Source organism: Oscillospiraceae bacterium (assembly GCA_025758045.1).
Taxonomy (GTDB): Bacteria; Bacillota; Clostridia; order Oscillospirales; family Ruminococcaceae; genus Gemmiger.
The window spans coordinates 1,467,696-1,487,326 of sequence record CP107208.1 but is presented as its reverse complement, the minus strand read 5'-3'; the positions used below and the strand labels follow the sequence as shown (position 1 = coordinate 1,487,326).

At 59.9% G+C, this 19,631-nt stretch carries 22 protein-coding genes; 12 read left to right on the top strand and 10 right to left on the bottom strand.

The genetic code is table 11. From position 1 onward, the window contains the following. Window positions 1-32: 32 nt before the first annotated feature. From OGM81_07060 to OGM81_07050, 3 genes are all read right to left on the bottom strand, one after another. The gene (locus OGM81_07060) at window positions 33-476 is read right to left on the bottom strand and encodes a GNAT family N-acetyltransferase (GenBank protein UYJ44864.1); all 444 of its coding nucleotides are present in this window, start codon (window positions 474-476) and stop codon (window positions 33-35) included. Window positions 477-576: 100 nt separating this feature from the next. Next, window positions 577-1,092, bottom strand: coding sequence for a YcxB family protein (locus OGM81_07055; GenBank protein UYJ44863.1), 516 nt, complete (start codon window positions 1,090-1,092; stop codon window positions 577-579). A gap of 218 nt (window positions 1,093-1,310) precedes the next feature. Next, window positions 1,311-1,505, bottom strand: a complete 195-nt coding sequence (locus tag OGM81_07050) for a hypothetical protein (GenBank protein ID UYJ44862.1) — start codon at window positions 1,503-1,505, stop codon at window positions 1,311-1,313. Between the two features lie 66 nt (window positions 1,506-1,571). On the opposite strand from OGM81_07050, the gene OGM81_07045 reads away from it, so the two are divergent. The 11 genes from OGM81_07045 to OGM81_06995 all read left to right on the top strand — a co-directional run bounded on the left by OGM81_07045 (window position 1,572) and on the right by OGM81_06995 (window position 12,888). After that, window positions 1,572-2,444, top strand: a complete 873-nt coding sequence (locus OGM81_07045) for an ABC transporter permease (protein ID UYJ44861.1) — start codon at window positions 1,572-1,574, stop codon at window positions 2,442-2,444. Window positions 2,445-2,457: 13 nt separating this feature from the next. Next, window positions 2,458-3,741, top strand: coding sequence for a polysaccharide ABC transporter ATP-binding protein (locus OGM81_07040; GenBank protein UYJ44860.1), 1,284 nt, complete (start codon window positions 2,458-2,460; stop codon window positions 3,739-3,741). A 6-nt stretch (window positions 3,742-3,747) separates the two neighbouring features. After that, the gene (locus OGM81_07035) at window positions 3,748-4,719 is read left to right on the top strand and encodes a glycosyltransferase family 52 protein (GenBank protein ID UYJ44859.1); all 972 of its coding nucleotides are present in this window, start codon (window positions 3,748-3,750) and stop codon (window positions 4,717-4,719) included. A 174-nt stretch (window positions 4,720-4,893) separates the two neighbouring features. After that, the gene (locus tag OGM81_07030; GenBank protein UYJ44858.1) at window positions 4,894-5,628 is read left to right on the top strand and encodes a 3-deoxy-manno-octulosonate cytidylyltransferase; all 735 of its coding nucleotides are present in this window, start codon (window positions 4,894-4,896) and stop codon (window positions 5,626-5,628) included. Next, window positions 5,621-7,180, top strand: a complete 1,560-nt coding sequence (locus tag OGM81_07025) for an aldolase catalytic domain-containing protein (GenBank protein UYJ44857.1) — start codon at window positions 5,621-5,623, stop codon at window positions 7,178-7,180. The genes OGM81_07030 and OGM81_07025 overlap by 8 nt, the downstream gene beginning before the upstream one ends. A gap of 3 nt (window positions 7,181-7,183) precedes the next feature. Beyond that, the gene (locus OGM81_07020; GenBank protein UYJ44856.1) at window positions 7,184-7,690 is read left to right on the top strand and encodes an HAD hydrolase family protein; all 507 of its coding nucleotides are present in this window, start codon (window positions 7,184-7,186) and stop codon (window positions 7,688-7,690) included. A 71-nt stretch (window positions 7,691-7,761) separates the two neighbouring features. Then, window positions 7,762-10,305, top strand: coding sequence for a DUF2142 domain-containing protein (locus OGM81_07015; protein UYJ44855.1), 2,544 nt, complete (start codon window positions 7,762-7,764; stop codon window positions 10,303-10,305). A gap of 9 nt (window positions 10,306-10,314) precedes the next feature. Continuing rightward, window positions 10,315-11,457, top strand: coding sequence for a glycosyltransferase family 4 protein (locus tag OGM81_07010; GenBank protein ID UYJ44854.1), 1,143 nt, complete (start codon window positions 10,315-10,317; stop codon window positions 11,455-11,457). A gap of 1 nt (window position 11,458) precedes the next feature. Next, window positions 11,459-12,178 (top strand): glycosyltransferase family 2 protein, encoded by a 720-nt coding sequence (locus tag OGM81_07005; protein UYJ44853.1) that lies wholly within the window; start codon window positions 11,459-11,461, stop codon window positions 12,176-12,178. A 2-nt stretch (window positions 12,179-12,180) separates the two neighbouring features. After that, window positions 12,181-12,540 (top strand): DUF2304 domain-containing protein, encoded by a 360-nt coding sequence (locus tag OGM81_07000; protein UYJ44852.1) that lies wholly within the window; start codon window positions 12,181-12,183, stop codon window positions 12,538-12,540. Window positions 12,541-12,600: 60 nt separating this feature from the next. After that, window positions 12,601-12,888, top strand: coding sequence for a hypothetical protein (locus OGM81_06995; GenBank protein ID UYJ44851.1), 288 nt, complete (start codon window positions 12,601-12,603; stop codon window positions 12,886-12,888). 73 nt (window positions 12,889-12,961) lie between these two features. On the opposite strand, the gene OGM81_06990 is transcribed toward OGM81_06995, so the two are convergent. From OGM81_06990 to OGM81_06960, 7 genes are all read right to left on the bottom strand, one after another. After that, the gene (locus OGM81_06990) at window positions 12,962-14,215 is read right to left on the bottom strand and encodes a hypothetical protein (GenBank protein UYJ44850.1); all 1,254 of its coding nucleotides are present in this window, start codon (window positions 14,213-14,215) and stop codon (window positions 12,962-12,964) included. A 63-nt stretch (window positions 14,216-14,278) separates the two neighbouring features. Next, entirely contained in the window at window positions 14,279-14,710 is a 432-nt protein-coding gene (locus tag OGM81_06985; GenBank protein ID UYJ44849.1) for a zinc-ribbon domain-containing protein, read from the bottom strand. A 67-nt stretch (window positions 14,711-14,777) separates the two neighbouring features. After that, window positions 14,778-15,338 (bottom strand): elongation factor P, encoded by a 561-nt coding sequence (efp, locus tag OGM81_06980; GenBank protein ID UYJ44848.1) that lies wholly within the window; start codon window positions 15,336-15,338, stop codon window positions 14,778-14,780. A gap of 296 nt (window positions 15,339-15,634) precedes the next feature. Continuing rightward, window positions 15,635-16,495 (bottom strand): TIM barrel protein, encoded by an 861-nt coding sequence (locus OGM81_06975; protein UYJ44847.1) that lies wholly within the window; start codon window positions 16,493-16,495, stop codon window positions 15,635-15,637. Further along, entirely contained in the window at window positions 16,488-16,997 is a 510-nt protein-coding gene (locus OGM81_06970; protein UYJ44846.1) for a YqeG family HAD IIIA-type phosphatase, read from the bottom strand. The genes OGM81_06975 and OGM81_06970 overlap by 8 nt, the downstream gene beginning before the upstream one ends. Before the next feature lie 334 nt (window positions 16,998-17,331). Next, on the bottom strand, window positions 17,332-17,508 hold the full coding sequence (gene rpsU, locus OGM81_06965; GenBank protein ID UYJ44845.1) for a 30S ribosomal protein S21: 177 nt from the start codon (window positions 17,506-17,508) through the stop codon (window positions 17,332-17,334). A gap of 160 nt (window positions 17,509-17,668) precedes the next feature. Further along, window positions 17,669-18,412, bottom strand: coding sequence for a DUF1624 domain-containing protein (locus OGM81_06960; GenBank protein ID UYJ44844.1), 744 nt, complete (start codon window positions 18,410-18,412; stop codon window positions 17,669-17,671). A gap of 376 nt (window positions 18,413-18,788) precedes the next feature. On the opposite strand from OGM81_06960, the gene OGM81_06955 reads away from it, so the two are divergent. Beyond that, on the top strand, window positions 18,789-19,619 hold the full coding sequence (locus OGM81_06955; GenBank protein ID UYJ44843.1) for a Cof-type HAD-IIB family hydrolase: 831 nt from the start codon (window positions 18,789-18,791) through the stop codon (window positions 19,617-19,619). Window positions 19,620-19,631 lie beyond the last annotated feature (12 nt).

Here is a 19,631-nt window from a genome sequence, read left to right as displayed (position 1 = left end):
TATAGTACAGCAGCAAGGAGATAAACTTGAAGTTATAAACATCTTTGCAAATATACCATATCTATTAACTGTACACCACTCTCATAAATTGGGTGGTCATAATTGTCCGTAAAGAAATTCGGAATATTGTGAGAGCGGACAAATCTGCATTTTTCATAAAACGGTACGGTCAACGGGCTGTCACCTGTTCCAACCTGCAAAATAGAATATTCATCTGCATATTTACTTGCAAGGAAGTCAATCAATGCTTTCCCATATCCCATTCCATGATATTTCGGATCAACCGCAATATTCTTGATTTCAAGTATTCCGTTACCTTCATCGGTGACAACACATTCAGCTTTTACATCATTATCTTCAAGTACATACATAGTACCTTTTTCAAGATAACGGTCAATCATATTCTCTTGTTCATCAGCTAATAACAATAATGCTATAAATTGCTTTTTATTCTCATTCACTTCTCGGATTTTCATATCCATTACTCCGTCAAACTGGAATTTTGGCAAGAAAAAAGCAGTCAATCCTAAAGACTAACTGCTTTGTGTGTAGGGATATGAAGTTGTGAACTGGAATTTACATTTTGACATTATTTAACAATAGTTGAGTCAATTCTTCTAACTCCCCAGTAGACAAATCATTTTTATCTATCAAAACCATTTTATTATCTTTTCGTTTAACATATATATACTGCCCCATAGTACCGTACTCTTTAAATGCAGTCCAATAATTTTTGCTATATCCCATCTGGGAAATTGTTTCTATCCCTTCAGCGTCAAAATGATACTCTACAATTCCAGTACGAAAAGACTTATCTAAGAGTAACTCCGCTTTTTTCAATACAAATTTTTGAAAAGACTTTGCATTAAACGCAAGAAGCAGACAAACTATTCCAAGCACCATATAGATATACCATAAAATAGCAGGAGAATTTATAATTAAAAATATGCTACTAAAAATAATGACGATACCCAAAATCATCAGAAGCGGAACCGCTATCTTACGCTTGCGAACATTTCCTTTACTTTCCAAAGCAATTTTAATTGCAGTTTCTTTTTTTTCATCACTTAAATTCATACAATATTTAACCACAAAATTACCACCTTTACTTTTCACAGTTCTATAAATTCCGATTTATCTGACTGTTATAAACGCACGAACACCTGCAACAGTCAAAAAAATACATCCCTGAGGAGGCAGTACCATAGGGGTACCTCCGCATTTTCTTCATTATACCATAATAAGCCCTGCACCGGTAGCTGTAGGTTCCGGTGCAGGGCTTATTTTATGCTGAAATTTACTGCGTTGGTTTATGCCTTGTCCACGGCGTAGTCGGACCAGCTGTCGGCGGTGGCGGCACCGGAGGTATCCACATTAGTGCTGTAGCTCCCCACAGTAACGGTCACATCACTGGTCCCCTGCACATACACAGTACCATCGGTGCCTTTCACCGTCACGGACTGACCGTTCTCGTCCACGGTCAGTTGCTTTTTCCTCCATTTCATGGTAAAATGTAATATCTATCAGTATGCAAACTATCGCCCATTATATAAAAGGAAAAGGTGCCCTCCATGGCTGAAAACAATCATACCCTCCCTGCCGATGGCTGGACGACCGTCATCCGCCCCAAAACCGGGTGGTTTGACATCGACCTGCACGAGCTTTGGCAATACCGTGACCTTATCGTGATGTTCGTCAAGCGCAACTTCACCGTGCTGTATAAACAAACGATTTTGGGCCCCGCGTGGATCATCCTCAACCCGCTTATCACCACCATCATCTTCAACGTGGTGTTCGGCGGCATGGCCAATATGCCCACCGACGGCGTGCCCGGTTTCCTGTTTTACATGGCCGGCAACACCTTGTGGACTTTCTTCGCCAACTGCGTCAACAACACGGCCAACACCTTTGTCACCAACTCGCAGATATTCGGCAAGGTGTACTTTCCGCGCCTGACGATGCCCGTCAGCCAGGTGCTGACCAGCCTCATCAACTTCTTCATCCAGGCGGCCATGTACCTGATTTTCTGGATCTACTTCTTCGCCACCGGTAGCGGCATACACTTCACGCTGTGGCTGCTGGCCATACCCTTTGTCATCCTCGAGGTCATGCTGCTGGGCCTGGGCGTCGGCATCATCGTGTCGTCGCTCACCACCAAGTACCGCGACCTCGCCATTGCCGTGGGCTTCGGCGTACAGCTGTGGATGTACGCCTCCCCCGTGGTCTACCCGCTGTCCATGTTGGAATCCAGCCCCCGCCTGAAAGTTCTGGTCCAGCTCAACCCCATGACCTCGCCCATCGAAATTTTCCGCATGGCAACGCTGGGTACCGGCACGGTCACCACCTTTGGCATCGTGTACAGCCTGGTGTTCACCGCGGCGGCGCTGGTGCTGGGCGTGGTGCTGTTCAGCCGCATCGAAAAGACCTTTATGGATACCGTGTAAGGAGGGGCGCAAGATGGCTACAACCGAAAAACGCCCCGTTATCGAAGTCACGGGGTTAAAAAAGCAGTACAAACTCGGCCAGATCGGCGGCGGCACGCTGACCCACGACCTGCAAAGCTGGTGGGCGCGCGTCCGCGGCAAAGAGGACCCCAACACCGTCATTGGCACCGACCAGCGCCTCTTCGGCCAGACCTTTATGGCACTGAACGGCGTGGACCTGACCGTCTACCAGGGCGAGGCCCTGGGCATCATCGGCCGCAACGGCGCAGGCAAATCCACGCTGCTCAAGCTGCTGTCCCGCATCACCGCCCCCACCGAGGGCGAGATCAAAATTCGCGGCCGCGTGGCCTCCATGCTGGAAGTCGGCACCGGCTTCAACAACGAAATGACCGGCCGCGAAAACATCTATATGAACGGCGCGATCTTGGGCATGACCAAGGCCGAGATCGACGCCAAACTGCCCCAGATCATCGAATTTTCGGAGTGCGGCGACTTCATCGACACCCCCGTCAAGCGCTATTCCAGCGGCATGTTCGTCAAGCTGGCCTTCGCCGTCGCTGCCCATCTGGACAGCGAGATCATGGTCATGGACGAGGTCCTGGCCGTGGGCGACATGAAGTTCCAGCAGAAATGCCTGGGCAAAATGAGCGATGTCGCTAACCAGGACGGCCGCACCGTGCTCTACGTCAGCCACAACATGTCCACCATCCGCCAGCTGTGCACCCGCTGCGTGGTGCTGGATAAAGGCAGGGTCATCTTCGACGGCGACGTCGAACAGGCCATCGCCGTCTACATGGACACTACCGACGTTAACGTCGTCCACTACGACCTGGCTGATGTGGCCCGCATGACCGGCAGCGCCGGCAAGCGCCTGCGGCTGGAGACCCTCGACTTTGTGGGCAAGGAATCCAGCGTGTTTGCCGACACCGAGAAGATGAAAATTAAAATCACCTGGCGCGTGTCCGAGCCTTTCACCGGCATCCACATGAAGATGAACCTCCACGCGCGGGATTCCAGCCCCGTGGGCATCACCCACCCGGTGGACCTGGGCGCCGCCGAGCCGGGCAAACTCTACACCACGGTGTTTGAGTTCGACCCAAGTCTTTTGGGCGAGGGCCAGTATTTCTTCTACCTCGACATCTTCGATGGCGCGCTGGCCCAGGCCGTCTGCCTGGACAAGCCCGTGACCGAGTTTGCCTTCGAGGTCACCAACAGCGACCTGACCATGCCCGAGTGGGCCTCCGGCTGGGGCCGCATCCACTTCCCGCCGGTCAAGCTGCTGGCGGACGGAGAATAATTTTTCATGAAGCCGAATCTTTACATCTGCCACACCGCCTATCAGGTGCTTGTCGACCTGCTGCGGGCCTCCCGCACTGACGGCCAGCCCCACACCATGGTGCTTTCCGCCGCCGTGCCGGAGCCGCAGTCTCTGGCTAAAAAGCTGGAGGCCACCGGCGCTGTCAAAGTCGTTATCGTGGACGAGACCCGCTGGCCGGGCACCGTCACCGGCCCCTTCGCCGCCCGGCGCGCCCGCCGGGCGTTCGAGAAGCTGTGCGGCTGGCGCTTTACCCGCGCCGCCTATAACGAGGTGCGCATCCACAACGATTGGAGCGTGCTGGGCCGCTACCTGCAGGACTGCCATGCCGGGTATATCCTGTGCGAGGACACCTTCGCCAGCACCCTCGGCCCCGACCAGCACCTTGTCACCGACCAGCGCGCCGCCCCCGATTTTGCCGGGAAGCGGCGCACCGGAAAAGGCTACCTTTACTGGGGCGACAGCCCGTGGTGCGCAAAAGTGGAAAGCGAGGACGCCGCGAAATGCACGCTGTTCCCCGCCAGCCGCTTGGTAACCGACAGCAAGCGCGAACTGCTGGAAAGCCTGACCGACGCCGAAAAAGCGATGGTGCGCCGTGTTTTTCTCACCCAGCCCCTGCCCGAAAATGCCGCCGGGGCCACCCTGCTTTTGCCCCGCAGCTTTGTGGAGGACGGCCTGATGACACAAGCTGAGCAGAACGCGATGTTCAAAGCAGTTGCCGCCAAATACACCGCCGGGCCGCTGTTCATCAAGACCCACCCGCGGGACACCACCGACTACCACGCCCTGTTCCCCGACGCGGTGATCTTAGAGCGCACGATGCCCAGCGAAGTGCTGAACTTCTGCCTTCCCTTCAAATTCGCCCGCGCCGTCACGGTCCAAAGCTTTGTGCTTCGTGCCTTCACCGCCGCCGACGAAAAAATTCTCCTAACCCTCGACGAAGCGAAAGCCTTAATGTAAGCCACCCCTCAGAAAGGCCCCCCTCTGCTCCCGCGAAGCGGGCGGGGGAGAGACTTTTCCTCTATGTGTTCCTCTAAATCCAAAGCCCTCTCCCTCCGTCTGCGCTATCGCGCAGCCGCCTCCCTCCCAGAGGGAGGCTTTCCGCAGCACCCTTCGACAAAGCGAGGTATCTTTATGAAAACAATCGCTGTGATCCCTGCCCGTTATGCAAGCACCCGTATGCCCGGCAAGCCGCTGGCGGATGTGCTGGGCAAACCCATGATCTGGTGGGTCTACCAGGCCGCCAAAGCCTGCCCCAAGCTGGACGACGTCCTCATCGCTACCGATGACGAGCGCATCGCCGATGCCTGCAAGACCTACGGCATGCGCTATCTGATGACCAGCCCCGACCACGATACCCCTACCGGCCGCATCTGGGAGGTCAGCACCGTCGAGGATGCCGACCTTTACCTGCAGCTGATGGGCGACGAGCCGCTGGTCAACCCCGCCGCCTTTGACCTCATCCTGCCGGATACCCTGCCCGAGGACCCCTGCTACGTCGCCGTCCTCACCAACATTATGGAGCATCCCGCCGACGTCATCGACTTTTCCAACCAGAAGGTCGTCACCAATGCGGCGCGGGAGATCCTGCTCATCTCCCGCAGCCCCATCCCCTACCCGAAAGGCACCCTCGACTTCGAGTACGAGAAGGTCACCGGCATCCAGCTGTACAGCAAGCAGGCGCTGGCATTCTACCACGCCACCCCCAAATCCATCCTGGAAAAGGCCGAAGAGAACGATATGATGCGCTTTATTGAGAACGGCCACAAGGTCCACGCCATCGTAAGCCCCTACAAGACCGTCAGCGTGGACACCCCCAAGGATCTGGCCCTTGTCAACACGATTTTAAAGGAGAAACAGCATGGCTGATGTAAAACTGCTGGATTGCACCCTGCGTGACGGCGGTTATATCAACGATTGGCACTGGGGCCTTGGCTCCGCCCGCCGCATCATCCAATCCCTGACCCGTGCCGGCACCGACATCGTCGAGGTCGGCTTCCTGCGCAATGTGGACGGCTACGACCCCGACGTCACCGTCTGCAACACCATCGAGGAGCTGAACCGCCTGCTGCCGCCGGAATCCCAGCGCGGCCACACCATCTACTCCGGCATGGCCATGCGCTCCAACTACGATATCTCGAAGCTCTCCCCCTATGACGGCCACGGCATCGAGATCATCCGCATCACCGCCCATGACTACGACATCCGCGACGGCATGGACTTTGCCCGCGAGGTCAAGGCCCGGGGCTACAAGCTGTCCATCAACCCCATCAACATTATGGGCTACGCCGACAAGGACCTGCTGTGGATCTTTGACCAGGTCAACGCCATCCACCCGTGGCAGTTCTCCATTGTGGATACCTTCGGCAGCATGCGCCGCCGGGATTTAGAGCGCATCGTCAGCCTGGCCGACCATAACCTGGCCCCGGACATCCGCTTAGGCCTCCATCTGCATGAAAATATGGCATTAAGCTTCTGCCTGGCGCAGGAGTTTCTCGATAAGCCGCTGCTGCGGGACAAGACCGTGGACGGCAGCCTGAACGGCATGGGCCGCACCCCCGGCAACCTGCCCATCGAGCTGGTGGCCGATTACTGCAACGAAAACCTCAACACCCACTACGATCTGGATGAGATCATGGACGCCATCCAGGATCACATTGCCCCCATCAAGGGCGAAAGCGCCTGGGGCTATTCCCCGGCCTACTTCCTGTCCGCCCGGTTCAACCTGCACCGCAATTACGCCGAGCATTACCTCCACAAGGGCGACCTGACCAACCGGGACATCAACCATCTGCTGGCCGCCATCGCCCCCGGCAAAAAGACCGCCTTCGACGCCGCCTACGCGGACAAGCTCTACACCGAGTACAAGAACCGCCGCATCGACGACGAAGCGGCCCTCGCCGCCCTGCACACTGCCTTTGCGGGCAAGCGGGTGCTGATCCTGGCCCCGGGTGCCACCCTGGCTGCCGAGGAAGGCCGCGCCGCCGTGGCGGCCGCCGACGCCGACGTGACCCTTTCGGCCAACTTTGTGCCGGACTTTGTAAAGCCGGACTATGCGTTTTTCACCAACGCCAAGCGGTTTGACGAAAGCACCACCTACCCCTGCCCGCTGATTCTGACCAGCAACCTGCGCGCTGCTGCCGATGCCACCGTCGTCAACTACGACCGGCTTTCCGGCACCGATGCCCAGGGCGGCAACAGTGTGCTGATGCTGCTGCGGCTGCTGCGCCTGTGCAATGCAGCTGAAGTGTTGCTGGCGGGCGCCGACGGCTACCGTCCCGGCACCGCCGCCTACGCGGACACGGGCCTGCACACCCACACGGGGCGCGGCGCCGCCTACAACGCCCAGCTGGCCGGGGCCATCCGCGCCGCCGGGCTGCCGGTGCGCTTCATCACCCCCAGCGAATACGAAAGGGCGTAATTTATGATCCGTTTACTGGTGCTGGACGTGGACGGCACACTGACCGACGGCGGCATCTACTACGATTCCACCGGCAACGAGCTGAAAAAGTTCGGCGTGAAAGACGGCGCCGGGCTGGTGCTGGCCCGTACCGCAGGCATCCGCGTGATGATCTGCACCGGGCGCGAGTGCGAAGCCGTCCGCCGCCGCGCTGCCGACCTGAAGATCACCGATATTTACCAGAACGTCCCCCACAAGGCGGACTTTTTGCAGAATTTTTTTGCCGAAAACGGCTATGCCCGCGAGGAGATCGCCTACTGCGGCGACGACCTGAACGACCTGGCTGCCATGGCGCTGTGCGGCTTTGTGGCCTGCCCGGCGGATGCCGCGCCCGAAGTAAAGGCCCGCGCCGACTACCAGTGTCCCCAGCGCGGCGGCGAAGGTGCCGTTCGCGGTGCGGTCGAGCACATCCTGCGCACCGACGGCCGCTGGCACGATGCCGTTAAAGCGGCGTTTCACGTAGACGTGTAATTTCGGCCACCCTTTAAGAAGCCCCCTTGTGCAAAGGGAGGCTCTCTCATCTCTACGATCCGGAGGCCCCCATGCCCCAACCCAACACCAAAACCAAATACCGCCCGCTCCCGGCCGCGCTCCTTACGCTGGTGGTCCTGCTGGCATCTACCCTGCTCATCTGGCTGGCCGTCGTGCGCCCCCAGCTGGGCAAGGGCCGTACCGAGACCCTTTGCGATAACTTCGACCGCTCGGAACTGCTGGCAGACGGCGACACCGCCGCCCAGGTCTTTACCTACGACAAGGCGCTCTACACCATCGGGCTGGAGTTCTACCTGCCCGGCGCCCAGCCGCAGGGTGAGCTGGAAGTGGTCCTGTCCGACGCCGACACCGGCGAGGAACTGGCCCGCTCCACCGGCGTGATGCAAAACATCATCCCGGACCAGTACACCACCCTGGGGCTGGATCCCGTCGTGCCCGCCCAGGAGGGACGCCGCTACCGGCTGTCCGTCACGGCGCACTATACCTCGGATGCAGTCCTTGCCATCGGCCACAGCAACGGCGTCGCCCTCTGGAAAGAGCAGATGACCCTGAACGGCGAGCCGGTGGACGGCACTTTAGCCATGCAGGTGACCTACCAGCGCATGGGCGGCTACCTGACGCGGTTCTTTTTGCTGGCGGGCGGCGCGGCCGCGCTGCTGGCGGCCTTTGCCGTGTATGCCTGCCTCAGCCGCAAAGTATCGCTGCACCGCCTTGTTTTTGTACTGGTGCTGGGCTTTGGCCTCATCTACTCGGTCATTCTGCCGCCCTACGCCGCACCGGATGAAAAGTACCACATCAACCAAAGCTTTACCTTAGCTACTAAGTGGGCCAATATGATCTCCCACGATGACTGGAAGATGGGCAAGGTGCCCACCACCACCAGTTTCCGCCGGGAGACCGACGCCGACGAGCTTTTGCAGGACGAAAATACCACCGTCTTCACCTGGCAGGAGTTCACCGACACACTGTTCACCACCACCGACGCCCCCTACACCAGTCATCAGGAATACCACGAGCTGCAGACTGACCAGAACCCGCTGTTGTATCTGGCCAGCGGCGGTGCGGTGTTCCTTGCGTATCTTTTGCACTTGGGCTTTACCCCGGCGCTGGCGCTGGGGCGGCTGGCAAACCTTATCGTGTTTGCGTTGCTGGCGGCCTTCGCCGTCAAGGCCGCGCCCTGCGGCAAGCGCATCTTTACTGCGGCGGCCCTGCTGCCCATGACGCTGCACCTCGCCGCCAGCTTCAGCCGCGACGCTGTGCTGCTGGGGCTGTGCTTCGGCTTTACGGCCTTATTGCTGGATGCCGTCTACGGCCAGCCCACGCCGAAACGCATGGCCGCACTGGCCGTCGCCGGCATTTTGCTGGCCCCGGGCAAGATGGTCTATCTGCCCCTGGCCGCGCTGTTTGTGCTGGTCCCCGCCGCCGCGCTGGGCCACCATGCCAAAGCGAAAAAGCTGGGCTACCTGGCCGCCTGCCTGGCGCTGGCGCTGGTGTTGAACACCGGCCCCCTCACCGGTGCCCTCGGCTCCCCCGCCGCTGACAACGCGGCAGCTGCCACCGAGGAAACCACCGATGACGCCCGCAGCGCCAAAAACGCCCCGGCTGAGCCGGACGCCGCCTACGAGGAAACCATCTGCGCCGACAATACGATGGAAAACTACGTGCGGCGGTTATACTACTATGTAGCGGACACCCGCGACCCCGCCCAGAGCGAGGTGGACTTCTGGGTGCAGGCCCTCGCTGAGGGGGATGTCACCCCCGCCGTGCTGGGCCAGAGCTTCATTTTCACCACCGACAAAGCCAACAGCTACACCGATGCGCAGGCTTTCTACACCATGGCCTCCTACGCCCTGCTGGGCACCGATGTCACCACCGGCAACGCCGACGCCTACCTGCCCTATTTTGCCGAGGGCGGTGCCATGCAGGCCTACAAGCAGCTGTTTAACCTGCCCACCTGCGTGGAGCGGTTCGCCGCGCTGGGGCTGGACGTAGGCACCATGGACGACCGCATCCCGCTGGACCGCGAGACCGTAGCCGCCGAGGTGGAAGCTGCCCGCGCCACCCGCGCCACCCAAAGTGTGACCGATGCTGCCGACGAAGCCACCTACACCCCCGGCTACATCCTGCACCACCTGCCCGCCACCGCCCTGCTGTTTGTGCGCAGCATCGTGCAAAACGGCGACCATTACCTGCGCACGCTGGTAGGCGGCAGCCTAAGCTACTACACACTGGACCTGGCCTGGTTCTGGGTGGTGGCGCTCTACCTGCTGCTGGCCTATGCGGCGCTGTCCGCCCAAAACGGCAAGCTGCCTACGGGCAGGCTGCGGGGCTTTGGCGCGGCGGCGGCCGTCCTGAGCTGCCTGCTGGCCGTGGCTGGCTGCCTGCTGTGGACTCCTACCCATTACGAGACCCTGTACGGCCTGCAGGGGCGGTATTTCCTGCCCGTGCTGCCCGCCCTGCTGCTGACCTGCCTGCCCCGCCGCCTGGCCGCCGTGCCGGACGAAGCCTCCGCCCAAGCCCGCCTGACCGGCGCGCTGGCGCTGGTACAGTGGGGCGTCATCCTCAACATTATGCTGGCGGTCATCGCCCGCTGACACCTGCTTATGACTTTCTGCTTTTTCACAACCCAATATCTGCCCACTCCCGGCGGGGTCGAGCGGTACACCTGGAACCTGGCGCGCCGATGCCTGGCTGCCGGGCACCGGGCGCTGGTGGTCACCAGCAGCCTGCCCGGTCTGCCCGCGCGGGAAACGGACGCCGACGGCATCGAGATCTGGCGCTTGCCCGTCTGGCCGGTGATGAACGGCCGGTTTCCGGTCCTCAAGCCCCACCCGCCCGCAGCGGACCTGTGGGCGCAGGGCATCGACTTTGCCGTCATCCAGACCCGCATGTACACCCAAAGCGTCTGGGCCGCGCGGCAGTGCAAGCGCCGGGGCATCCCCGCGCTGGTGCTGGACCACTCCACCGGCTATATGATGCACGGCGGCGCGGCGGGCCTTGCAGGCAAAATGTACGAGCACCTGGCCTGCAATAGTATCAAAGCCTGCGGGTTCCCCTTCTACGGCGTCTCCGGCGATGTCTGCAGCTGGCTGCGCACCTTCGGCATCACCGCCGCTGGCCGCCTGCCCAACGCCGTGGACCCGGCGGAACTGGCCGCCTTAGCCAGCGACCACCCCCGCGACTTCCGGGCAGAATTCGATCTCGCCCCCGCCACCCCCATCATAGCCTTTGTGGGGCGGCTCATCCCCGAAAAAGGCGCGGCCAAGCTGGCCGAAGCCGTGCGGCAGCTAAACCAAAACGGCACGTCCTGCGCCCTTTTCATCGCCGGCACCGGCCCCGAGGAAAACACCCTGCGCCAGCTCGGCGCCCCCATCTACGCGCTGGGTGCCCTGCCCCACCCGCAGATCGTCCAGCTGTTAACGCAAGCCAGTTGCTATTGCCTGCCGACGGAGTACGCCGAGGGCTTCCCCACCACGTTATTAGAAGCCGCCGCCTGCCGCTGCCCCATCGTCACCACCCACACGGCGGGCACCGGCGAGCTGCTGCCCGATGGGACCTACGCTGCCTACTTGGAAAGCACCGCCCCTGCCGCGCTGGCCGCGGCCCTGCAGGCGGTCCTGGCAGATCCCGACGCCGCCCGCACCCGGGCCGACGCCGCTTACATCAACCTGTGCGCCCACTTTACATGGCAGGCCGTCTTTGCTACAATGGAGAAAACCGCGGCCCAAGCAGCCAAAAGGAGCTAAGATGTCTAAATTACTCATCGTCATCCCCGCTTATAATGAGGAAGAAAGCATCGTTTCCGTGGTCGAGGAACTGACCACCCACTACCCCCAGTACGATTATGTCGTCGTCAACGATGGCAGCCGCGACAAGACCGCCGCCGTCTGCCGCGCCCACGGCTACCGGCTCATCGATCTGCCGGTCAACCTGGGGCTGGCGGGCGCGTTCCAGACCGGCCTGCGCTATGCGGCCGAGAACGACTACGACTGCGCCATGCAGCTGGACGCCGACGGCCAGCATAAGCCGGAGTTCATTGCCCCCATGCTGGAGGCGCTGGAGGAGGGCAACGACATCGTCATCGGCAGCCGGTTCCTGACCGTGAAAAAGCCCAAGACCCTGCGCATGCTGGGCAGCTACATCATCAGCTGGTCCATCCGGCTCACCACCGGCCGCGCCATCTGCGACCCCACCAGCGGCATGCGGATGTTCAACCGCCGCCTGATGCAGGAGTTTGCCCAAAACCTGAACTACGGTCCCGAGCCGGACACCATCAGCTACCTGATCAAAAACGGTGCCAAAGTCAAGGAAGTGCAGGTGGAAATGGGCGAGCGCACCGCCGGCCAAAGCTACCTGACATTCTGGCGCAGCGTGCAGTATATGGTCAAAATGTCCATATCCATCTTGCTGATCCAGTGGTTCCGCAAGCGCGACACCGCGACCCCGTATCCCGAAAGGAGCCTGTAAAAATGTTCGACCAAACGCTTATCCGCATCTGCCTGATCTTCGGCAGCCTGGTCACAGCGTGGTACATCCTGCGCCGCGTGCGCCAGGCAAAAGTCCAGATCGAGGATACGATCTTCTGGCTGCTGTTCAGCGCCGCTTTGCTGATTTTGGCCATCTTCCCCGGCATCGCCTACTGGGCCGCCAACCTGCTGGGCTTCATGAGCCCCATCAACTTTGTGTATGTGGTCATCATCTTTTTGCTGCTGGCCAAGCAGTTCTTCATGTCCATCCGCCTCAGCCAGCTGGACAGCAAAGTCCGCATCCTGACCGAGCAGGTCGCCCTCAACGAGGAAAAAGTCGAGCGGGAAAAATTAGATTTGTAATACAACCGCATCTATGCTATAATGTATTATTAGACAACACGAAGAAAGAAGGTTTCAGCCATGGCTTATACCCCGAAACTGACCTATAAAGGCCGCCCGCTGGTGCGCTGCGGCAACGATATCTACTACGGCTCGATGAGCGATCCCTACGTAGTGTACCTGCAGGTGCTCAGCACCATCAAAGAGAACGGCGTCGACGTGGCCGATAAGGTCCACATCGTCCTGCTTTCCACAGACGACACCAAGCCCCTGCCGGAGCGCATCATCCGCCAGGCCAACAAGGTAGGCCTGTACAACGCCCTGTCCTTCGGTGACATCATGCTGCAGGGCGCACTGCAGAAAAAGTAATTTTTCACCATACCAACAACAAAAGAGCCTGTCTCCTTCCCCGAGACAGGCTCTTTTCTTATCCTGCAACAGCTCAGTAGATCGGCCAGCCGTGCAGATACTGCCAGGTATACACCACGCTCACCATCACCTGCACCGCCAGCACCCCGCAGGTCAGCCGGGGGCGGTCCTGCAGCAGCAGCGCCAGTGCCACCGGCAGGCAGAACAGCCCCACTGCGTACCGCGGGGCGCTCAACAGCCAGGTCGCGCCCATCGTCACGGCCAGGTAGGCCAGGCCAAACCCCAGCCAGGCCGCAGGCAGCCGCCGCACAGAAGCCGCCAGCAGCCCCAGCGCCAACAGGATGCAGAGTATCGCCGCCAGGCAGATGCCCACCGCCGCCTTGCGGTTATCCTCCCACCAACTGGCCATATAGTCCAAATGGTAGCGCACGGTATCGGTAAACAGGCCCAGTTTTTGGCCCCAGTGCTCCCACTGGTACACGCTGTACTGGTTCCAGCGGCCATACACAGCCTGGTTCAGCCCAAAGTACAGCCCCAGCCCCGCCGCCGGGGCCAGCATAGCCGGGATACTTGCCAGCGCGGGCCGCTTTCCCAGGCGCCATGCGGCCGCCAGTTCCAGCGCCGCCAGCCCCAGCAGCAGTCCGCCGGGGGCGCGGCACAACCCAGCCAGCACACCCAGCACCGCACAGCGGCCCCACTGCCGCCGATCCCACGCCAGCACGTAGCGCACAGTCACCAGCAAAAACAGGCTTTCGGTCATCGGCACGGCAAAAAATACAGCCGCCGGGCTGGCCATCAGCAGGGCCAGCGTCAGCACCGCCTGGCGCTCGCCCCAGCGGCGGCTGACCAGGGTGTACAGCGATACCGCCGCCCCGGCAAACAGCGGCCCCTGCACGGCCAGCCCCAACAGCGGATAGCTGCCTCCCACCAGCAAATGCACGACCCGCAGCAGCGCCGGGAACAGCGGAAAGAACACGATCATCAATTCCTGCTCCGCAAACGCGCCGCCGGTGCCGTAGCCGTACTGCGCCAGGTCGATGTAATGCCGCGCGTCGGTGTTGCCGTAAAACTGCCACTCCATGGCCTGGGCCAGCCCCACGCCGGGGTTGTTTGCCTGCGCCGCATGGCAGAACACCAGCTGCAGTACGCACACAAACAGCAGCCCGGCCAGCGCCGCCATGGCCTTGCTGCTGCGGGGTGGCTCACCGCCAACAGCCGCAGTATCCGCCATCTGCGGCCGCAGCGTGCGCACCACGCACCACGCCGCGCCCCACACAAACAGTGCCGCCACCAAAGCGGGCAGCACAAGTTTTATCGCCGTCAGCATCCGCCCCACCTCCTTTGCATACCAAAAAGGCCCGGTGTTTCCACCGGGCCGCATCGTTTTTACTTACTGGTCGTTATCCTCGGGCTGCTCGTCCTCGGTGCCTTCCAGCTCAATGTCAAAAGAGGCATTGCAGTAGGGGCAGACCAGCTCCTGGGTCTGATCCAGCAGGGTCTCCTCGTCCACAGTGGAGACTTTGCCGCAGTTGGGGCAGGTGACCTCGTACAGGGCCTCGTCGCTGTCCTCTTCGGCGTCGTCGTCCTCGTCATCGTCGGCGTACAGGTCGCTCACGATGTCGTCCACATCCTGGTCCAGGGTCTCCAGCTCATCGTAGACCTGGTCCAGGGCGTTGTCATGCTCGACCACCTGGGCAGCCATCTCTTCCAGCAGGTCCATCATGGCGGCAATGACCTTGCCGTTCTTGCTGGCGGGGTCAAACTCCATACCGGTCATCAGGCCGCGGATGTAGGCAGCCTTTGCATTCAAATCCATAGCCATAACAGAAATCCTCCGTTCAAAAAATGCCGGGCGCGGCGGTATGCCAGGCCCGGCTTGTGGAACAAAATCAGTTCACGCGCTCCATATACTCGCCGGTGCGGGTATCGATGCGGATCTTGTCGCCCTCGTTGATGAACAGGGGCACGCGGATCTCAGCGCCGGTCTCGACGGTGGCGGGCTTCAGGGTGTTGGTGGCGGTGTTTCCCTTGACACCCGGCTCGGTAGCGGTGACCTCCAGCTCAACAAAGTTGGGGATCTCAACGCTGAAGACCTTGCCCTTGTAGCTCAGCAGCTTGCAGGTATCGTTCTCCTTGCAGAACTTGAAGTTGTCGGGCACATCGGCAGCGCCAACGGGGATGTCGTCGTAGGTCTCAACATCCATGAAGTGGTACAGATCGCCATCCTCGTAGGAGTAGGTGACCTCTTTGCGCTCGATGAAAGCCTGAGGGAACTTAGCGGTGGGGTTGTAGCTGGTCTCAACGACAGAGCCGGTGATGACGTTCTTGGTCTTGGTGCGCACAAAAGCGGCGCCCTTGCCGGGCTTGACGTGCTGGAACTCAACGACCTGAAGGACCTGGCCGTCCTGCTCGAAGGTGACGCCGTTGCGGAATTCGCCTGCAGAAATCATATAAAAATTCCTCCATAAATTACAAAATACATACCTGTATTTATTTTACAGGATACAATGGACTTTTTCAAGCCCTGAGCCGATTTTTTTGCGCGAAATTTGGTATTTTTTCTTTGGACAGCTCCACACAATCCCCGCCTGACGGCTTGAGCACCGCTCCGGCGGCTACAACACGCCATCTGCGTTGCAAAAATGCTCGGGAATATACAAAGTATTCTCTGCGCTTTTTGCTTAGCAGCCGGCATGTTTCGCTCGTCGTATCGGTACTCCGGATTATGTGTCACTGTCCTAGTCTCTTATAACGCGGCATACGTTTTCGCCAGTTCCGCCGCATCCTCGGCCTGGGTGCCCGCACTTTCGCAGATGATGGTGGGGGTCAGCCCGCGCTCTTTCAGCAGTGCCAGCAGTGGTGCATGGGGCGGGCCGTACTCGGTATCGGCAAAGGTCAGGTGGCACTTCTCGCCGCCCTTGGTGTAGGCGATGCGGGAGAAATGGGCGTGGAACTGCTTTGCCCGTTCATCCCCCAGCCCGGCCTGCAGCGTGTCCAGCAGGGCGGCGTAGTCGGCGGCTGCGGTGCCCTCGGCAAACTGAGTGCCCAGGCTGCGGGCGTACAGGTGGCCAAAATCGATGCAGGGCGTGATGCGCTCATCCACGCCGCACAGGGCCAGCACCTCGTCCAGCGTGCCCAGCTGGTTCACCTTGCCCATCGTCTCGGGGCAGAGGATGCAGTCCCCGTAGCCCGCCTCATCGCAGGCTTTCACAGCACGCGCCATCGTGTCCAGCGCCTTTTCCAGCGCTTCTTCGCGGCTCTGCTTGCCGCAGGAGCCGGAGTGGAAGATGACCCGCTTACCGCCCAGCGCCTTGACCAGTGCGCAGCTTTGCAGCAGATAGTCGATGCTGTGCAGCCGCTTGTCCTCCTCGAGGCTGGACATGCTGATATAGTAGGGCGCGTGCACCGAGAGGGCGATGCCCCGCACGGCGCAGGCTTCGCCCAAGGCGTGTGCCTTGTCGTGGGCCAGCCGCACGCCGCGGCCGCACTGGTATTCAAAGGCGGTCAGGCCAAAACCGGCGGTGTAGGCGGCGATGGCGGCGGGGTCAAACTTTTTGACGGTGTAGCTGTCCGCCAGGCCGGCCGTGCCAAAACGCGGCTCATTCATGCACAGTCCCTCCCTTTTTATAGTATCGGTCCAGCCAGTAAGGTTCATACTTGCGTTTGAACCGGACAAATTTGTTGCGGTCGCGGGGGGTGCGGGGCAGTAGGTACAGGCAGGGGCAGCCGTACAGCCCGGCGGCCATGCGGTCGGCAAAGATCTGGTCGCCCACCATGGCCATCTGGCTTTTTTTCACGCCCAGACGATGCCGCGCCACCATCAGGCCGATGGTCAGCGGCTTGCAGGCCAGGGGCACCCAATCCAGGCCGATACGCTCGGCAAAAGGGCGCACCCGCTTGGCCGTGTTGTTGGACACGATGGTCAGGCTGATGCCCGCCGCCCGCATCTCGTCCAGCCAGGCCTGCACGGTGGGTTCCAACACCTGGCTGTTATCCCCGGTCAGCGTATTATCCACATCCAGCACCAGCGCCGTAATGCCATGCGCTTTCAGATAGTCCGGGTGGATGCACTCAATTTTCCGAAATACGATTTCAGGAGTTAAAATCATACGGTTTTCTCCCCTTATAAAGTGGTCTCGCACAAAAAGCTGCACGTATCTCTTGTAGAGTATGCAGGGGTGAACATTGTTCGCCTGCGGGACTTCGCGTTATAATCCACTTTGCGGGCGGTGATGCAGGGGCCGATGCCCGCCATCGGCCCGTCTGGGCGGTTGCCTGTTTGCGGGGCGATGCAAGCATCGCCCCCTACAAGCCACTTTCTCGTCAGCCAACAGCCACAAGCGACGAACCCCTTCTTTGAAGCGTTGCGTCAGCAACGCGCAAGAAAAAAGTGCAGACCCGCGCATTGCGCGGGTCTGCACAGTCGTTCATTGGTAAGAAACCTTACTTAAACTTGCGCTTGCGGGCAGCCTCGGACTTCTTCTTACGCTTAACGGACGGCTTCTCATAAGCCTCGCGCTTGCGAACCTCAGCCAACACGCCGCTGCGAGCAGTGCTGCGCTTAAAACGGCGCAGTGCGCTCTCGAGGGACTCGCCCTCTTTGACACGGATCTCCGACATCTTCTTCCCTCCCTTGACCTGAGACAGGAGTTTGCCGGTCAAAAACATTAACCAGTAACAGCAATTATACTATATAGTTCCCGTCTCTGTCAACACTATTTTTCGCCGAAAAGGGGTCGTTTTTAAATTTTTAACAAATTTTCTGCTTTTCCACAAACTATCAACCACGCAGGGACGTCCACAACCACAAAATGCCGTAAATTACCGGCTGGTGCAGCATGTAAACCAGCAGCGTCCGGCCGCCTATCGCGCACAGCGGCTGCAGCGCCGCCGGTGCTTGCCCCGCACGCGGCCGCCACAGCCGCGCCAGAAACAGCCCGCACCAGAACAAAAACACCCATGGCAGAATAGGGAAATAATCCGCCGAGCTAAACCGCGTCAGGTCCGGCAGCCCCAGCCAGAACAGGTTGGCATCATACCACCCGGCAGGCAGCGCAGCAATGTGCCACCGTTCAAACCCCAGCCAGCCCCAGGGCAGTTGATTGGTCAGCGCAAACAGCATGGCGCTGCCTATCAGCCCCGGCACAGCGGATATTTTGTCCAACAGCGGCTTAATCAGGCAGCTCAGCAGCACAGCGGCGGCGTTTAAGTGCAGTACACCGAACCAGATGCTCTCCGACGGCATGAACCCCACCGTCACCACGGTCAGCACCGCAGCGCACCCGGCCGCGATCAGCCCATTTTTCAGCGGGCGGCGGGCCAGCGTAAAGCTGTAGCCGGAGAGCAAAATAAAGCTCCAGCAGATATACTGCTGCCACACATGGCACCCCGGCGCGCCGATATTGTACCAGCTGCCGGCATGGCCAAACACATACACCCAGTCGTACATCGCGTGGTAGGCCAGCATATTCAACAGCGCCAGCCCCCGCAGGGCATCCAGCTGCCATAAGCGTTGTTTTGTCATTGTTTTTTCCTTTACTGCAGCCTCGCAAAGGCTCCCTTGTGTAAAGGGAGCTGTCACCGAAGGTGACTGAGGGATCGTCCCGTTCACCAGGCCATTCGGTCTACACCCGCACGGCCACAATCCTCCACCGCTTCGCGGAGCCCCCTTTGCACAAGGGGGCCTTTTGGCGTGTTCCTTACAAAATGTTTTTATTTATTCTACCACACCCCGCGTCGTCTTGCAATTATTCCGCATTTGCGGTACACTTAGATGGTTAAGGGTAACACGGCATAATTCTAAGTACCGATACGGCGAGCGGGGTGTGCCAGCCGCCGGAGCGGTGCTTAAGCCCATAGGGCGCGAATTGTGCTGGGTTGCCCAAGGGAGTGGTAAATCTATGCAGGACATCCGCTTAATCGGCCTGGATCTGGACGGCACGGTTTTTGACGATGCCAAACACATCAGCCCGCGCAACCTGGCTGCTATCGAGGCCGCCGTACAGGCAGGCATCATTGTGCTGCCCGCCACCGGCCGCACCGCCACCGGCGTACCCCAGGCGTTCACCGGCATCCCCGGCGTACACTACGCGCTGACCTCCAACGGGGCCTCGGTGGTAGACATGCGCACCGGCGAGCATATCGTCGACCAGCCCTTCTCGCTGGAGGATTCGCTGCGGGTCTATGATGCGCTCAAGCCCTTCGGCGGCGTGTTCAGCCTGTTTGTGGGCGGCAAAAGCTACGCCACCAAGGCCGACAACGACCTCATCGACGTGCTGGTGCCGGAAAACCTGCGGGACTACTTCCGCAAGACCCGCATCGAGGTCCCTGACCTGCGCACCGTCCTGCAGGAGAAGGTCGGCCAGGTGGAAAAATTCAGCGTCATGTACCCCAAAGTGGAGCTGCGGGACGAGGCCTGGCGCGCCGTGCTGGCCGCCTGCCCGGACGTAGAGGCCACCACCAGCCTGGGCAGCAACATCGAACTGAACGCCCCCGGCGTTACCAAGGGCAGCGGCCTGCTGGCCCTGGCCGAAAAGCTGGGTCTGCGCCGTGACCAGGTCATGGCCGTGGGCGATTCCGGCAACGATCTTTCGATGATCGAGGATGCCGGTTTGGGCGTAGCCATGGGCAACGCCACGCCGGAGATCCTCGCAGCCGCCGATGCCGTCACTGCGGACAACAACCACGACGGCGTCGCCTTGGCCATCGAGAAATATGCTTTGCATCGTTAAAAATACACATTA

Coding starts and splice junctions, on each gene's coding strand:
- OGM81_07060 (UYJ44864.1), bottom strand. CDS start 476: ATGAAAATCCGAGAAGTGAATGAGAATAAAAAGCAATTTATAGCATTA.
- OGM81_06975 (UYJ44847.1), bottom strand. CDS start 16,495: ATGAATGAGCCGCGTTTTGGCACGGCCGGCCTGGCGGACAGCTACACC.
- OGM81_07000 (UYJ44852.1), top strand. CDS start 12,181: ATGTTCGACCAAACGCTTATCCGCATCTGCCTGATCTTCGGCAGCCTG.
- OGM81_07025 (UYJ44857.1), top strand. CDS start 5,621: ATGGCTGATGTAAAACTGCTGGATTGCACCCTGCGTGACGGCGGTTAT.
- efp (UYJ44848.1), bottom strand. CDS start 15,338: ATGATTTCTGCAGGCGAATTCCGCAACGGCGTCACCTTCGAGCAGGAC.
- OGM81_06960 (UYJ44844.1), bottom strand. CDS start 18,412: ATGACAAAACAACGCTTATGGCAGCTGGATGCCCTGCGGGGGCTGGCG.
- OGM81_07020 (UYJ44856.1), top strand. CDS start 7,184: ATGATCCGTTTACTGGTGCTGGACGTGGACGGCACACTGACCGACGGC.
- OGM81_07045 (UYJ44861.1), top strand. CDS start 1,572: ATGGCTGAAAACAATCATACCCTCCCTGCCGATGGCTGGACGACCGTC.
- OGM81_07030 (UYJ44858.1), top strand. CDS start 4,894: ATGAAAACAATCGCTGTGATCCCTGCCCGTTATGCAAGCACCCGTATG.
- OGM81_06970 (UYJ44846.1), bottom strand. CDS start 16,997: ATGATTTTAACTCCTGAAATCGTATTTCGGAAAATTGAGTGCATCCAC.
- OGM81_07035 (UYJ44859.1), top strand. CDS start 3,748: ATGAAGCCGAATCTTTACATCTGCCACACCGCCTATCAGGTGCTTGTC.
- OGM81_07040 (UYJ44860.1), top strand. CDS start 2,458: ATGGCTACAACCGAAAAACGCCCCGTTATCGAAGTCACGGGGTTAAAA.
- OGM81_07010 (UYJ44854.1), top strand. CDS start 10,315: ATGACTTTCTGCTTTTTCACAACCCAATATCTGCCCACTCCCGGCGGG.
- OGM81_07050 (UYJ44862.1), bottom strand. CDS start 1,505: ATGAAATGGAGGAAAAAGCAACTGACCGTGGACGAGAACGGTCAGTCC.
- OGM81_07005 (UYJ44853.1), top strand. CDS start 11,459: ATGTCTAAATTACTCATCGTCATCCCCGCTTATAATGAGGAAGAAAGC.
- rpsU (UYJ44845.1), bottom strand. CDS start 17,508: ATGTCGGAGATCCGTGTCAAAGAGGGCGAGTCCCTCGAGAGCGCACTG.
- OGM81_07015 (UYJ44855.1), top strand. CDS start 7,762: ATGCCCCAACCCAACACCAAAACCAAATACCGCCCGCTCCCGGCCGCG.
- OGM81_06955 (UYJ44843.1), top strand. CDS start 18,789: ATGCAGGACATCCGCTTAATCGGCCTGGATCTGGACGGCACGGTTTTT.
- OGM81_06995 (UYJ44851.1), top strand. CDS start 12,601: ATGGCTTATACCCCGAAACTGACCTATAAAGGCCGCCCGCTGGTGCGC.
- OGM81_06985 (UYJ44849.1), bottom strand. CDS start 14,710: ATGGCTATGGATTTGAATGCAAAGGCTGCCTACATCCGCGGCCTGATG.
- OGM81_06990 (UYJ44850.1), bottom strand. CDS start 14,215: ATGCTGACGGCGATAAAACTTGTGCTGCCCGCTTTGGTGGCGGCACTG.